The organism is Butyrivibrio sp. NC3005, from assembly GCF_000424545.1.
In the GTDB taxonomy this organism is placed as follows: domain Bacteria; phylum Bacillota; class Clostridia; order Lachnospirales; family Lachnospiraceae; genus Butyrivibrio.
This window is the reverse complement of record NZ_AUKC01000017.1, coordinates 63,869-79,559: the sequence shown is the minus strand read 5'-3', so window position 1 is coordinate 79,559 and position 15,691 is coordinate 63,869. Positions and strand designations below refer to the sequence as shown.

At 33.6% G+C, this 15,691-nt stretch carries 9 protein-coding genes; 8 read left to right on the top strand and 1 reads right to left on the bottom strand.

Annotated elements, in window-relative coordinates:
• Nucleotides 1-151 precede the first annotated feature (151 nt).
• Nucleotides 152-697: a histidine phosphatase family protein gene (locus G634_RS0106415; RefSeq protein WP_026504598.1), complete on the bottom strand. Its 546-nt coding sequence runs from the start codon at nt 695-697 to the stop codon at nt 152-154.
• A 154-nt stretch (nt 698-851) separates the two neighbouring features.
• Here G634_RS0106415 and G634_RS0106410 point away from each other — a divergent pair, with 154 nt between their 5' ends.
• The 8 genes from G634_RS0106410 to G634_RS0106375 all read left to right on the top strand — a co-directional run bounded on the left by G634_RS0106410 (nt 852) and on the right by G634_RS0106375 (nt 15,686).
• A complete protein-coding gene (locus G634_RS0106410; protein WP_026504597.1) occupies nt 852-3,212 on the top strand; it encodes a hypothetical protein in 2,361 nt (786 codons plus the stop codon).
• Nucleotides 3,209-4,957 carry an Hsp70 family protein gene (locus tag G634_RS18245; protein WP_051233721.1) on the top strand — a complete coding sequence of 583 codons (1,749 nt, stop codon included), beginning with the start codon at nt 3,209-3,211 and terminating at the stop codon, nt 4,955-4,957. Before G634_RS0106410 ends, G634_RS18245 begins: the two co-directional genes overlap by 4 nt.
• A gap of 12 nt (nt 4,958-4,969) precedes the next feature.
• On the top strand, nt 4,970-6,790 hold the full coding sequence (locus tag G634_RS0106400) for a DUF3298 and DUF4163 domain-containing protein (protein ID WP_026504596.1): 1,821 nt from the start codon (nt 4,970-4,972) through the stop codon (nt 6,788-6,790).
• 128 nt (nt 6,791-6,918) lie between these two features.
• Nucleotides 6,919-9,210, top strand: coding sequence for a beta-L-arabinofuranosidase domain-containing protein (locus G634_RS0106395; protein WP_026504595.1), 2,292 nt, complete (start codon nt 6,919-6,921; stop codon nt 9,208-9,210).
• 104 nt (nt 9,211-9,314) lie between these two features.
• Nucleotides 9,315-10,799 (top strand): polyphosphate:AMP phosphotransferase, encoded by a 1,485-nt coding sequence (pap, locus tag G634_RS0106390; RefSeq protein WP_026504594.1) that lies wholly within the window; start codon nt 9,315-9,317, stop codon nt 10,797-10,799.
• 148 nt (nt 10,800-10,947) lie between these two features.
• Nucleotides 10,948-13,182: a glycoside hydrolase family 95 protein gene (locus tag G634_RS0106385; protein ID WP_026504593.1), complete on the top strand. Its 2,235-nt coding sequence runs from the start codon at nt 10,948-10,950 to the stop codon at nt 13,180-13,182.
• A 161-nt stretch (nt 13,183-13,343) separates the two neighbouring features.
• A complete protein-coding gene (locus tag G634_RS20200; RefSeq protein ID WP_051233720.1) occupies nt 13,344-14,174 on the top strand; it encodes a helix-turn-helix transcriptional regulator in 831 nt (276 codons plus the stop codon).
• A gap of 33 nt (nt 14,175-14,207) precedes the next feature.
• On the top strand, nt 14,208-15,686 hold the full coding sequence (locus G634_RS0106375; RefSeq protein ID WP_026504592.1) for a sodium-dependent transporter: 1,479 nt from the start codon (nt 14,208-14,210) through the stop codon (nt 15,684-15,686).
• Nucleotides 15,687-15,691 lie beyond the last annotated feature (5 nt).

The window sequence follows — 15,691 nt, the reverse complement described above, 5'->3', positions numbered from 1 at the left end:
ACCAACGTTTATAAACAGTTCTGCTCATGAAATATTACAAGCCAGTAAAACTAATCTACTAAGTATTCAAAACAATAAAGTATAGATTTTTGTAAAAACCGAATAAGAGATGTTGCAGAATGCACTACCTCTTATTTGAGCTTAATTATATTCATAGATAGTCGTATCTTCTAATTTCACAGTTTTTAATCCCAAAAGAAGAGAATTCTTCATTATCCATTTCTCTAAAATATGATTCAACTATTCTAGAAATTCCATTGTGTGCAACTAGAATATAGGTTTTATCGCTGTTTTTAATATCATCAAGAAGGTTATAAATTCTTTGAGCCATCTGCATCATGGATTCTCCTGTTGAGAATCGGCTGGCAAAGTTCTTTTTGGCCTCATGAAATTCCAAACCATCTCGCGGGGTTGATTCGTATCTTCCAAAGTTTTGTTCAATAAGTCGCATTTCTATGCGCATTGGAATTTTTGTTACTTCCGAAATATGTCTTGCTGTTTCAGATGCTCTTACGAGGGGAGAAGATAATATTTCATCTGCTTTAATGCCTTCTGTAAGAATTTTGTGACCAGTCTCTATTGCCTGCTCATGTCCTTTTGGTGTTAGTTCTATGTCAGTTGCTCCGCATATTTTGTTTTCAACATTCCAGACAGTTTCTCCGTGTCTGATAAAATAGAAATGTTTATTATCACTCATTGAAAGAAATCTCCTTAAAAAATAATGTTACTGTAATTATAGCATGACTTGCAAAAATAACTTGAATCGTTGTAAAGTCTTTAGTAGTGATGCGTGTATAGTGACTTTATCTACTTATATAGATTGATCAGGCGCAGAAAAGGCGGGAAAAGGTATGAGAAAAACAATGTGGGAGTGGCTTGAAATAGAGCCTACTTATGATGAAAAAGCTATAAAAACAGCTTATTCGAATATGGCCAAAAAGTATCATCCGGTTGAATTTCCTATGGAATTTCAAGAACTAAGGAATAGTTATAAAGCTGCGATGAAATATGCCAAAAACGGTTCTCAAAATTTTCAAATAAATAAATCGAATTTTGACAAGAAAATGGCGGATTCTTTTAAGAAAGACGCCAAAGAGTCTTCTGAGAATGCATTTTTCACAGATATACTTTATAAAGATAATAATGAAAAAAAGTTTAATCAAAGTACAAAAGATAGGTATGAAATAGAGAATAATCGCGAAGAGATTTACAAGGAAAGTATTAAAGAGGACGAATACAACAAAAACGAATCCTATTCCTATGAATACAAAGTTAATCAACCTAAGGATGAATATGATTATAGCGGTGTTGAATCAGAATTAACTGTTTTTTCTGCAAGGCAAAACAATATGTATTTGTTTTTTCGTCGCATGTTATACCTTATTTCTAAAGCCCCTCGAAGATATGGTAACAAAAAAGTCTTTGAAATAATGCTGAATCCATGGAGTAATAAATTATATTCTGCTGAATTTTCAAAAGAGTTCATATCTATGTTATTAGATGTTTTAGAGGAGACTCCATATATTAGCAAAGGTGCGTATGATGTTTTTGAAAAAGTAGTATTTAGGAACAATAGTATAAATATAACTTCAAGTATTTATTATAGATTTGTAGCTATTAGAAACGGTATTGGTAACGAGCAGGTCATATATGACAGTTTTATTTCTGACAAGGAAATAGTAACGCTTTTTGAAAACTATTCAAAACTTGATACTAATACGGTCAAGTGGTCTGGTATGAATTTTATAATAAATAAAGGTTGTACTTTTATTCTGACAGATAATATTTTGTTTGTTTCAGGAAGAAAACTTGAATACGCTTTGCTTCCAGATGTAACAGTTACTGTTGGTGAAAAGGATAATCAGATGCTGTTACAGGATTTTAGTGGTAAGAAACTTGGAAGAATAAGAATGGGGGAAAAGCATTATCTTCCTGTTTTGAAAAAACTTCAAGATGCAGGGTGTGAAATAAAAGACCATAATGGTTATAATAGGAATACTTTCATTGCAGAATATAAGGCAAATCAGAAAAAGCCCGAAAGTATTTTTTTTAATCCTGTTATTATGGCAAGAAGATATGTAAACACTAAAACGTTTGCAATGACAATTCTTACTACACTGGTAGCGATAGTAATTCAGCTTATATCATATATGCTTTTTGATAGATTTGAGTATTCTGTTTTGGGATTTGTTTTTATGATTATATTTTGCGGTCTGATAATCGTAGAAACTGTCTTGGTAATTGTTGATATAGTTTATTTTGCATATAACGTGGTTTATTGGACCAAAGTTTTGTTTATTCCATCGAAGATAAAAAAAGAGCTGAAAGATAATTTGAAAAATGGAAAAGTAACCTATCTTATGGGTGGTTATGTTTATTTTTTCGATAATTATTTTATTATTGAAAAAGAATTTACACCTGTAATTATCCCGTTTAATAGAGTTATGAAAGTCGTAAAGTGTGAAGATTTTGATAATAAGAGTCATTTTTCAGTGAATATTCAGCTTGATGATTATAAAATAACCAGTATCAATCTTCCTGGAAAAGAAATGCTTAATAGTATATATGATTACATGATTAAGAGGATTAATTCAGATAGGAGTATGTCTGAAAAAGAGTTTTTGAATCAGAAATATTCATATCTTTTTAGAAAAAGAAAATTTTTTTTCATAGGAAAATATCTTTTTGATAAAGGTTTTAAGGAAGCATATTACAATGATTTGTATATGAATATATTAGGTCTTGTAACTCTAGTACTTGTTATCAGGCAATTTGTAACGCATAAGGCATTTTTTATTACTCTGTCTTCATATATGGTAATGTTTTTTTTGGTTACAGCACTAGTTTGTATTGTTGTTTCGCTTATGTTTTTGGATGTTTTTTTCAGTACTTCAAAAGATGATTTAATTAAAGCTCAAATACAAATGAAATATCCCGATACATTTATTGATGAAAACAGCAAAATATTCGTTACACAAGATTTTTTTGTAAGTGTCAATTCATTTGTCATAAGGGTTATTCCACTTGATGACATAAAAATTATGAGCCTTAACTCTTATATCATAAAAAAAGACGGAAAGGCAATTAGTATAAAGAACGTAAAATCTGGTATTTATTCTGTGATTGATGCTGTTAAGGAAAAAAATCCCGCTGTGAATATTATCAAAGTGTACATAGAAGATTCTAAGACGAATACAAGGAGAAACAAATGATTGTTGGGATTGATCTTGGAACAACTAATAGTCTTGTAAGTGTATGGACAGACAAGGGAGTAAGGCTTATACCGAATGAATTTGGCGAATATCTTACTCCATCAGTTGTTTCATTTATAGATAAAAAAGAAGTGCTGGTAGGAAAAACGGCCAAAGAAAGACTTATTACTAATCCAGAATCAACTGTTCGTGAATTTAAGAGAATGATGGGACGTGATACATGTTATAAGATTCCTGGCGTTGGAAGTTTTACACCTATTGATTTATCGTCAGTTGTTATTAAGAAACTTGTAAGTGATGCAGAGAAGTATGCAGGAGAAAAAGTAGACTCTGCAGTAATAAGTGTTCCTGCGTATTTTGATGATCATCAAAGACAGGCGACCAGACTTGCTGGTGAACAGGCTGGAATAAATGTGTCTTTACTGGTTAATGAACCAAGTGCAGCTGCTCTTTCATATCATATTGAACATATTGATCAGGATGAGAAGTTTATAGTATTCGATTTTGGTGGCGGTACTCTGGATGTCACAGTTGTAGATGCTTTTGCAAATATGGTTGAAATCTGTAATATTTCTGGTGATAATTGTCTAGGCGGTAAAGATTTCAATGAAGCAATAGCAATTGACATTTGTTCCAAAAATGGTCTTGATTGGAGAACAATAAATAAAAAGTACAAAGAGATATTACTGAGCTTATCTGAAAATATTAAAGTAACGCTTTCGTCTGTTGATGAAGTATCAACAAATGTACATTTAGGTGAAAATACCTATGAATACTCTCTGACTCGTCAGGGGTTAATTGATATTTCATCGGGAATTTTCAAGAAAATCACGATTGTCTTAAAGAGACTTATGAATGATGCGATGCTTGATATAGAGGATATAGCAGGAGTTATTATGGTGGGCGGTTCTTCCAAGATGCCAATTGTAAGCACGTATCTGGAATCGCTTTTTGGAAACAAAGTCTATGTTGACAAAAGCGGAGATGTATCTATCTGTAAGGGCGTCGGAATTGTAACAGGTATTAATCTCAGAAAAGACGTCGTTAAAGATATTGTTATGACTGATATTTGCCCGTTCTCACTTGGAATTGAGGTGGAGGGTGATATTATGTCTACGATTATTCCTAAAAACCAGACGTTGCCTGCTAGTAGGGCGTCTAGATATTATACTGTTGCTAACAATCAGAAAAAGATAAAATTCAAGGTTTATCAGGGAGAAAAACATAAAGCTTCTGACAATCTTCTTTTAGATACTTTAGAACTTGCGGTTCCTCCACTGAGAAAAGGGCAGGCTTATGCAGATGTACGTTTTTCATATGATTTGAATGGCATTTTCGATATAGATATTGTGTGTCCTATTAATGGAAAAGAAATTCATAGAAAACGAGGTGCTTCAAGAGGTCTTGACAAGGAATATCTTAGCGAGATTTCTATGTATATGGAGACTTTGAAGCAAAATCCTCGAGAGATACCTGAAATTAAATATCTTTTGGAAAAAGCAGACAGGATATATGAAGAGGGAAATATAGATCAGAGAAATATTCTGGAAATTGAGATTGATAGTTTTAATAAGATTCTTGATACATGTCAGGTGCCAGAATGTAAGAAATATGCAGTTAATTTTGCTCTGCGACTTGATAAAATAGAAAAGACGATGTTTTGTTTTGATATCGAGCATGAGAATCTTTGGTCTGAAGTTATAAGTGGCCCAAAAGATACTGATGATGATATAGATAAGAAGTAAAGGAAGGAAAAAATGAGAAAAAGATTTTTAGCTATGCTTACAACAGCAGGTATGTGTTTTTCGCTGTTTGGCTGTTCTGCGCCATCTGTAGATGGCAATGGGAATATCTCTAATGAAAGCGGAAGTGAGACATCCAGAATAGAAGAACAAAAAGAAAAAGTTAAAGAAAGGATTTCAGAAAATTCATCTAATCTTTCTTCTGGAAGTGATGCTTCAAATAATGCGTCTACTGATAATGAAGATAAAGAAGGTAGAGCTCAGGGATTTAGTTATGAACAGGAAAAAGGACCTTCATTATTAAGGTATAGTGATTATTTGCTTGAATCTGATGAAAAGGGAGCAAAACCTTTTCTTTCCGGTCATGCAGACTACATAACTTTAGATCTTGAGTCTAGCAGGAAATACTCTGGTTTGCATAATGCTCTTTCACAAGAGATGAAGAGCATTCAGAAAACAATATTAGAGGAAACAAAGTCATTTGCAGAAAGTAGTAAGAGTGATAGGCAAGATGGAAGAGAATATGAAAGTTCACTTGAATCAAACTTTTATACTAAAAGAGTTGATTCAAAAGTTCTAAGTATTCTTGGGAGTGAGTATTCCTACGCGGGTGGAGCTCATCCTTCTTCGATATACGATGGCCTTAATTATGATGTAAATACAGGAAACAAGATTAAGATAAAAGACGTGATTTCAAATAAAGAATCTTTTAGAAAATATCTTGAAACTGAGCTTCCCAAAAAATATGGTGAGGAGAGTTTCTTTGATTTAAAGAAGTCTTTGGATGATTATTTTTCGCAGTCGTATGACGGTGTTACACCAAAATCAGAAGATGATTCTATTCAGATAGATAGTGATACTTATGAGCTTGATTTCTATATGGATGCAAATGGAATCACTGTCTTCTTTAATACATATGATATAGCACCATACGCTGTAGGACTTATAACTGTATTTATTCCTTATTCATCTGAGCTTGTAAATGAAAACTATAAGCCTTTTACAGATATTAGCTACGCATCAGAGATGGCTAATTATATGGATGAAAATGTTGAAATTGATGGTGAGTATAATAAGATCAGCATAGAAACTGATGATGCTGATGAATCAGATTATCACAATCAGGTATCAGTTAGAGTAAATGATAAGGAATATAAACTTATCTCGAAACAGTATTGCAACCTGTATGCAAATCTTGTTGCACTTTCTTCTAATCAAAAATATATTATGGTTTATTTGAGTGAAGAATACGATTGTAGTGAGCTTTATATCGTAAAACTAGGAAAAGAGCCTTCACTTGTTGGAAAACCTTTAAGTAGCTGCGACTTTTCCAGTATTAGCGGCGTTGATGACTATAAGGAATTTGAAGGATATAAGGGGTTTGCTTCTATTGAAAAAGAGGATAAGGAAAAATCGTATGATGTAACTTATTATTCAGTAGTACCAGCACATGTCGAGAAAGTAAGGATTGATACTGATTTTAATCTTCTGAGCACTTATAGTGCATATAAAGACTATAGTATGAACGATGATGGAAGTCTGATTTCAGAAGATAAATATTACATAATTAAATATCCAAGAACAATTGTATCTAAGGATACTATAGAGTGTGAAATTGTTGATGAGAATGGAAATGTAACAGGAAAAGAAAATTTACCGGCAAAAACAAAGTATGCAATGTACAGAACTGATGGTATAGATAAAGTTGATGCCAAGCTTGAAGATGGAAGAATCGCAAGATTTACACTTACATCAGATGATGAAGATGGTTTTTATAATCTTATTAATGGAAAATCAATTTTTGATTTATTTGAAGAGTTGTTTTTTGCAGGTTGATTTTGGATTTGTATAACAAAATGACACCTTTTCTACCTTTTCGATATTTAATAGTCATAATGTGGATGATATTCTAATTTCTGTGACATAGTTTAGGTTTTTAGCATATTATTTAAGGAAGGTACATTATGGCGAATAATAGGGTAGAGCAAATTTCAGATTTTAAATTAGGAGATATCAGACTTTTGGATTCATTTCTTGTAAATGCCCAAAATAAGGATATTTCCTATTTAAAATCTCTGGATGCTGACAGACTTATGAAAGGCTTTGGTGAGCAGGCCGGAATAATTAACAAGAAGATTTCATTATATGATGGATGGGAGAATACGGCTATAAAAGGTCATACTCTTGGACATTATATGAGTGCTGTAGCACAAGGATATGCTGCAACTCAAGATGAAGAATTGTATTCTATTTGTGCTCATATCATAGATGAGCTTAGTCGTTTTCAGGCTGCAGACGGATATCTTGCTGCAATTCCCAAAACAGATTATGAAAAAATTGCTGCGGGTAATACACAGGGAACTTGGGTTCCATGGTATGTAATGCATAAGGTTTTAGGTGGTATTATCAGCATATATGAATATACTGGAATTGATAAGGCATTAGAGGTTGCCAAAAGACTTGGAGACTGGATTTATAACGAAAATAAAAAGCTAGATGATGAAGGTCAGAAAAGAGTTCTTCGAGTTGAGTATGGTGGAATGAATGATGTCTTATTTGAGTTGTATTCTCTCACTAAAGAAAAAAAGTATTTTGATGCTGCTCATTTCTTTGATGAAATATCTCTTTTTGAGAAGTTATACAAAAATGAAGATGTTCTTGACGGTCTTCATGCAAATACTACTATTCCTAAGATAGTGGGAGCTTTAAATCACTATATTGTTTCTGATGAAAAAGACAGGGATTTTTATCTAAAGACAGCAGAAAATTTCTGGAATATGGTGGTCGAAAGTCATACTTATATTACAGGAGGAAATAGTGAATGGGAACACTTCGGAACACCTAAAATACTTGATGCCGAGCGAACCAATTGCAATTGTGAAACCTGTAATACTTACAATATGCTTAAGCTTAGCAGGATGTTGTTTAAAATCACAAAAGACAAGAAATATATGGATTTTTTTGAAAGGACATATATTAATGCTATTTTATCTTCCCAAAATCCAGAAACAGGAATGACAACCTATTTCCAACCAATGGCAACAGGGTATTATAAAGTTTATTCTTCGCCTGAAAATCATTTTTGGTGCTGTACAGGTACAGGAATGGAGAATTTTACTAAGCTCTCACAAGGAATTTATTTTTTTGATGATAATACTTTGTATGCATGTGAGTATTTTTCATCAAGTGTTAACTGGGAAGAAAATAATGTTGTTGTAACTCAGGAAACTCGTATTCCAGAGACGAATTATTCAAAGTTCACGATTAGTACAGATAGGGATAAAACTTTTACAATAGCATTTAGAATCCCTTATTGGACTGATGAGTTTGATGTAAAGTGCAACAAAGAAGAAGTATCAGGAAATAAGGAAAACGGCTTTGTATATATTGAAAGGACATGGAAAAACGGAGACGTAGTTACAATTTCTTTTAATATTAAAGTTGGAATTAGTTCACTTCCTGACAATGACTTGGTTGCTGCTTTTAGTTATGGTCCACTTGTTTTATCTGCCGATTTAGGAGATAAAGACATGACTGACTCTGTTACTGGAGTCAATGTTACTGTTCCTACACTTAATGACATGACAGTTTCTTCTTTCATTAAGACAAATTCGGATGATTTTAGAAATCATCCTGAAAAATATCTGGTAAGAGAAGGAGAAGAACTATCATTTAGACTTTTAGGAACAGATAGAGATGATTTAGTATTTACCCCGCATTATCGTCGTTATAAGAATAGATATGGAATATATTTTTATGTTGTATTTAAGGATGATATAAGAGCAATAGAGATTGAAAAAAGAGAAAAGGAAAATCAAATGTTAGATGCGGCAACAATTGACTCTGTTCCGGTTGCAAATGATCAGTATGAGCTTTCACATGGAATGAAAGCTGAGAATACTTTTTCTGGCTCAAATAATGGAAAGATGTTTAGAGTGGCATTTAAGGAAGGTTTTTTTTCTTATGAGCTGAAGGTAGATAAGGCTTGCGCAAATGTCCTACAGGTATGTTATATAAGTGATGATAGTGGTAAAGCTTTTAGTATATACATAAACGACCAGTTACTAGTAGATGAGAAACTAAATGTGAATAGTCCACATACTTTTATAAAAAAGTATTACAACCTTCCACAAGAAGTTACAAAGTATGCTGATAAAGTAAAGGTAACCTTTAAAGCTAGCGAAGACATGAATAGTGCGGGCATTTACGAGAGGGTTAGAGTTGTTAAGGCTGACTATTTGAACGATGTTAAATAAAGAGAGCTTTTATCCGATAAATATATGTAGTGCTAATGCAGAATCCTGAATGAAATTGAAAAGAAGTCACATCTTATATACATCGTTAAAATAAGGAGGCTTGTATGCTGAATGATTTTGTGAAAGCAGAAATTCCTGAGGAAGAAGAACTTAGAGGAAGATTAAAACAAGAGCGTGATCGTTTGTCAAGTGTTCAGATGAAAATCAAAGATGCTAAACTTCCTGTGATGGTTATCTTTGAAGGCTTTAATGCAGCAGGAAAGGGCGCTATTATAGGCAAAGTCATAAGGTGTATTGATCCTAGATTTTTCAAAGTTGCAACAATGGATAGGCAAAGAAGTGAAGAAGAAAAAAGATATCCATTTCTTTACAGATATGTAAAAGAAATACCTGAAGCTGGAAAGTTTAGATTTTTTGATACCTGTTGGATGGATGAAGTTGTTGAACAGGTACTTGAAGAGAAGCTGACAGAAGAAGAATATCAAAAAAGAGTTCATTCCATAAATGTTATGGAAAGACAGTTGTGTGATAATGGATATCTTGTAGTCAAATTCTTTTTCCATATATCCAAAAAAGAGCAGAAAAAGAGGTTTGATAAGCTTTTAAGTGATAAGGATACTAAATGGAGAGTTGATGATAAAGACATTTGGCAGAATAAGCACTATGACAAGTGTATGGAGGTATTTGACAAGTACTTGTCAGATACAAATCAGTCAAGGACTCCTTGGTATATTATTGATGCAAAAGATAAGAAATATGCTGAATTTCAGGTTCTTTCCTTTTTGAATCAGGCAATTGATGTTGCACTGCAAAACAGTTCTCTCAATGTTCCAATATTGCAGAATACTTTCAAGATGGAGAAGACAATAAAGCTTTCTGAAATTTCTCTTGAAGATAAAACCATGACTGACGAAGAATATGAGGCAGAACTTGATAGACTACAGAAAGAATTGCAGGAACTTAATAACAAGGTGTACCGAAAGAAGATTCCTGTTGTAATTGCTTATGAAGGATGGGATGCAGCAGGTAAAGGCGGGAATATTAAGAGAATAGCTGCTGCACTTGATCCTCGTGACTATGTGGTGGAACCTATAGCAAGTCCTGAACCTCACGAGAAAGCAAGGCATTATCTTTGGAGGTTTTGGACAAGACTTCCAAAAACAGGACACATTACTATTTTTGACAGAACCTGGTATGGAAGAGTAATGGTTGAACGTCTTGAAGGTTTTTGTTCTGAGAATGATTGGCAAAGGGCATATAACGAAATAAATGAGTTCGAAAGTGAACTACATGATTTTGGTACTGTAATTATTAAATTCTGGGTTCAGATTGACAAAGACACTCAGCTTAAGAGGTTTACAGACAGACAAAATACGCCGGAAAAACAATGGAAGATTACAGATGAGGACTGGAGAAACAGAGAAAAGTGGGATTTATATGAAACAGCAGTAAACGAAATGATTGAAAAAACCAGTACCAGTTTTGCTCCGTGGTATATTTTAGAGTCAGTAGATAAAAAATATGCTAGAATAAAAGCATTGAAGATTGTAATTAGAGAAATAAAAAAAGCATTGAAACAAAGTGAGTAAGATATAGAGTCAATGCTTGTATAGGGAGATTTTAACGTTTTTTATAAAAGTCATGGAAGACTTATGATTTAACAGTTACTGTTTGCTTGTTTATAATGGGCAAACAGTAATTGTTTTTGTAAGTACATATAATGAGGAGGGGAACAAGATGAAAATGTGGTATGACAAAAAGGCAGATGCTTGGAATGAAGCTTTACCTATAGGAAACGGAAGATTAGGCGGTATGGTATATGGTGATGCATTACACGAATGTATCAAGATAAACGAAGACAGTGTCTGGAGCGGAAAACATCTTGATAGAATAAACAAAGATGCATTGGAAAGTCTTCCTGTTGTTAGAAAGCTTATAAGCGAAGGTAAAATAAAAGAAGCTGAGAAAAGAGCTATTTATTCAATGGTGGGAGTACCGGATTCTCAAAGATCCTATCAGATGGCAGGTGAAATGTATCTGAATATGGATATAGATGGTGATATCAATGATTATCGAAGAGACCTTTGTCTTGATAACGGAATTGCATCTGTTGGTTTTACAGTGAATAATGTTCATTTTCTTAGAAAAACATATTGTTCTTTTCCAGATAATGTTATGGTAATGCATATTTCTAACAGTGAAAATGAACCGTTTTCTTTTGATTTATGTCTTGGAAGAAATCATAATTGTACAGATGAAATGTGTGCTAAAGCTGCGGATACAGTAATATTCAAAGTTGATGGAGTAAGAGATGGTATTTCTTTTGCTATGGCTGCAAATGTTAAAGTTAAAGGCGGTAAGATGTATAGCCTTGGTGCAAGAGTAATTGCTGAAAATGTGACACAGGCGTGGATATTTCTTGATGTTGAAACAAGTTTTAGGCATGAAAAGTATGAAGAAGTGTGTCTTGATAGAATCTATGAAGCATCACAAAAATGTGAGGAACTGTTAGAAAGACATGTTAAAGATTTCTCTAATCTTTTTGACAGGGTAAAGCTTTCATTTAGAAAAAAAGACGAATCAAAAGAAAAACTTCCAGTGAATATGAGACTTGATGCTGTAAAAAAAGGAGACGATGATTTAGGTCTTTTGGAGATGTATTTTCAATATGGAAGATATCTTCTTATATCTTCTAGCAGAGAAAATACTCTTCCGGCAAATCTTCAGGGAATCTGGACAGATCAGATGTATCCAGTATGGGACAGTAAATTTACAATCAATATCAATACCGAAATGAATTATTGGCTTGCTGGTTGTGGAAATCTTGAAGAATGTGAGCTCCCTTTATTTGATTTAATGGAAAGATTGAAAGAAAACGGTAAAGAGACAGCTAAAAGAATGTATGGATGCAGAGGAAGCGTAGCTCATCATAATACAGATATTTATGCAGATTCTGCGCCTCAAGATACTTGTATTACATCTACAATATGGGTAATGGGACTTGCATGGCTGTCAACTCATATTTGGGAGCATTATCTTTACAGCGGTGATGAAGATTTTTTGAGGAAACACTTTGATGTTATGGAGCAGTGTGTATTCTTTTTCTATGACTTTTTAATAGAAAAACAAGACGGAACACTTGTAACTTCTCCATCTATGTCACCAGAAAACACATATATCATGAAAGATGGTACAACAGGTGTATTGTGTGAAAGTGCGGTAATGGATACTGAGATTTTGACAGAACTATTTGAAGACTATATTAATTCCTGCAGAGTTTTAGGACTAGATGAAGAAAAGATTGAAAAAGCTTTAAAAACCAAAGAAAAATTTCCTAAGCTTAAAATTGGACGATATGGTCAGCTTCAGGAGTGGATGGAAGATTACGAGGAACTTGAAAAAGGTCATAGACACATTTCTCACTTGTATGGGGTTTATCCTGGAAATTCTATTTCTTATGATAAAAATGGTGTTTATATGGAGGCTGCAAAGAAATCCCTTATAAGAAGGCTTGAGAATGGTGGGGGGCATACGGGCTGGTCAAGAGCATGGATAATATGTTTATGGGCAAGATTTAGAGAAGGAGCAAAGACATATCAGAATCTTAAGGAACTTCTTATGACAGGAACATATAATAATCTTATGGATAATCATCCTCTTGGACCAAATTTTTCAGTTTTTCAGATTGATGGAAATCTTGGTGCTGCAGCAGGTATTCTAGAAATGATAGCTTATAGTAGAAGTGACAGACTCGAACTTCTTCCTGCTATTACAAAAGAGACAGAAAGTGGAAGCCTTGAAGGAATGAGGCTAAGAAGTGGTGGAACACTTTCTATGAAATGGGAAAAGGGGGAAGTTACCTATTGTTCCATTATGCCTGATAAAGACTGCGTTCTTACAGTTGTTGTGGGTGGAAAAGAAGTAAAATGTGAGCTGAGTAAAGGTATAAGAAAACAAATTTGTGGTGTCTAACTTATATTGTTGCTATAATAAAAAGATGTGAATACTATATGTGAAACTATTTCAATGCGTTTGACTGTTTTGGGAATTTTTGCTTACACGAAACGTATAGTAAATGCAAGTTTCTGAAGAAAAATGACAATACTCGTACCTTTATTTGGTGAGGGCTTACTATGACAATTGGGAAACGAATAAAAAGTCGTCGAGTGAACATGAATCTTACACAAAAACAGCTGGCAACACTCTTGCTTGTGTCTGAAAAGACAGTAAGTATGTGGGAAAATGAAGAAGCTATGCCAAGTAACCAGAACAAAGAGAAATTATCAATTGTTCTGGATATACCACTTGATAAGTTGGGAAAAGGAGACTTTGATGTTCCGTGTTGGGATGTCAAAGACAGAATTTTTTCTGAAGAAAATATGCTTGCAAAGCTTAGAAAAATCGCTAAAGAAGAAAAACTTCAGGAGTTTCCAATGGCTATTGGGTATGCGTTGGTTAAGCACAGTAAAGAGTTGCGCGATGGAAATAAATTTCACAAAGATGTCAAGGTACCATATATTATTCATCCCCTGATGATGGCATGTCATGCCCATGCACTTGGTATTCACGATGATAAAGTACTATCTGTTATAATGCTCCATGATATATGCGAGAATTGCGGAATTCTGCCGGAAGATTTACCTTTTTCGGACGAAATAAAATATTCCGTTTTTTTACTGACAAAAGAAAATACATTGTCAACTCAGGATTATTACAGAGAAATAGAATCAGACAGTATTGCGTCAATAGTTAAGGCTCTTGACAGGTGTAATAATGTTTCTACAATGGCCATGTCATTTGATAGAAAGAGACTGATAAAATATGTTAATGAAACAGAAGAATATGTTTATCCTCTTCTTAATCATATAAAACATGAATATCCGCAATACAATGATGCTGTTTTTGTAATAAAGTATCAATTATTGAGTTTGATAGAGACTGTTAAGTCACTTCTTTTGTCATAAGTTAAATATTTAGAGGAAGTATAGAGAAAAGAGATGAAGGAAAAACAAAGGGAACAGTTTGGTTCAAGGTTAGGGTTTATTTTGGTTTCAGCAGGATGTGCAATAGGAATAGGAAATGTATGGAAATTTCCTTACCTGTGTGGTCAATATGGGGGTGCAGCATTCATTTTGATGTACCTGATTTTCCTGATGATTCTAGGTATACCTGTTTTGATATGTGAGTTTTCAATAGGAAGGGCATCGAGAGTAAGTGCAGCTCGTGCTTTCGAAAGACTTGAACCTGCAAATTCAAGGTGGCACTGGCTTAAATGGATTAGTGTAATCGGATGTTATATGCTTATGATGTATTACACTACTGTGTGCGGGTGGATGATGCAGTACTGTTTTTTGCACGTGAAAGGTGATTTTGCACACAAAGATACTGCTTTCGTAACAAAACGATTTGGCCAGATGTTACAGGATTCAAATGGAATGGTTTTTTGGACGATTCTTGTTTGTGTTCTTGGATTTTTTGTTTGTTTTTTCGGTATTGAAAATGGGGTTGAGAGAGTTACCAAATACATGATGCTGGCATTGTTGTCCCTGATGCTTGTATTGGCGTTTCATTCCTTAATTTTGGATGGTGCAGCATCTGGAATAAAGTTTTATCTTGTTCCGGATTTTGAAAATATGATAAAAAAAGGAATAGGAAGCGTTATATTTGCTGCGATGAGTCAGGCTTTTTTTACCTTATCAATAGGAATAGGCGCAATGCTTATTTTTGGTTCATATATTGATAAAGATAGAAGTCTTACTGGTGAAGCTATAATGATTACTGTTCTTGATACGTTTGTGGCTCTCACAGCAGGATTTATCATTATTCCAGCTTGCTTTGCCTATGGAATTGAACCGGATGCCGGGCCAAGTCTTATATTTTTGACAATTCCGAATCTGTTTTTGAAAATGCATTTTGGAAGACTATGGGGAGCTATGTTTTTTGTATTTTTAACATTTGCAGCTATGTCAACAGTAGTAGCAGTGTTTGAAAATATCATTGCTTTTTCTATGGACAGATTTGGATTTGAAAGAAAAAAGAGCGTTGCAATAAGTGCAGTTTTGATTATTGTTTTGAGTATTCCATGCGCTCTTGGATATAATGCATTATCATTTGTTACACCGCTTGGTGAAGGTTCTACAATTCTTGATTTTGAGGATTTTGTAGTATCTAACAACCTTCTTCCATTAGGAAGTCTTGCATTTGTTCTTTTTTGTACTAGAAAAAATGGATGGGGATTTGATAATTTTATTGATGAGGCAGATAAAGGAGATGGAATCAGGTTTCCAAAATCTTTGAAAAACTATGTATCTTATGTAATACCAGTTATTATTATTGGTATTTATTTAAAAGGATATTTTGATATGTTTTCTCAGAAAGGAATTTTGACACTTTCTCTATGGCTTGCGTTTGCTTTAGTTTTGCTTGTATCTGTATTTTACTGTTCATTGTACACTGGTTCTGATTCTAAAGAATAAGAAGG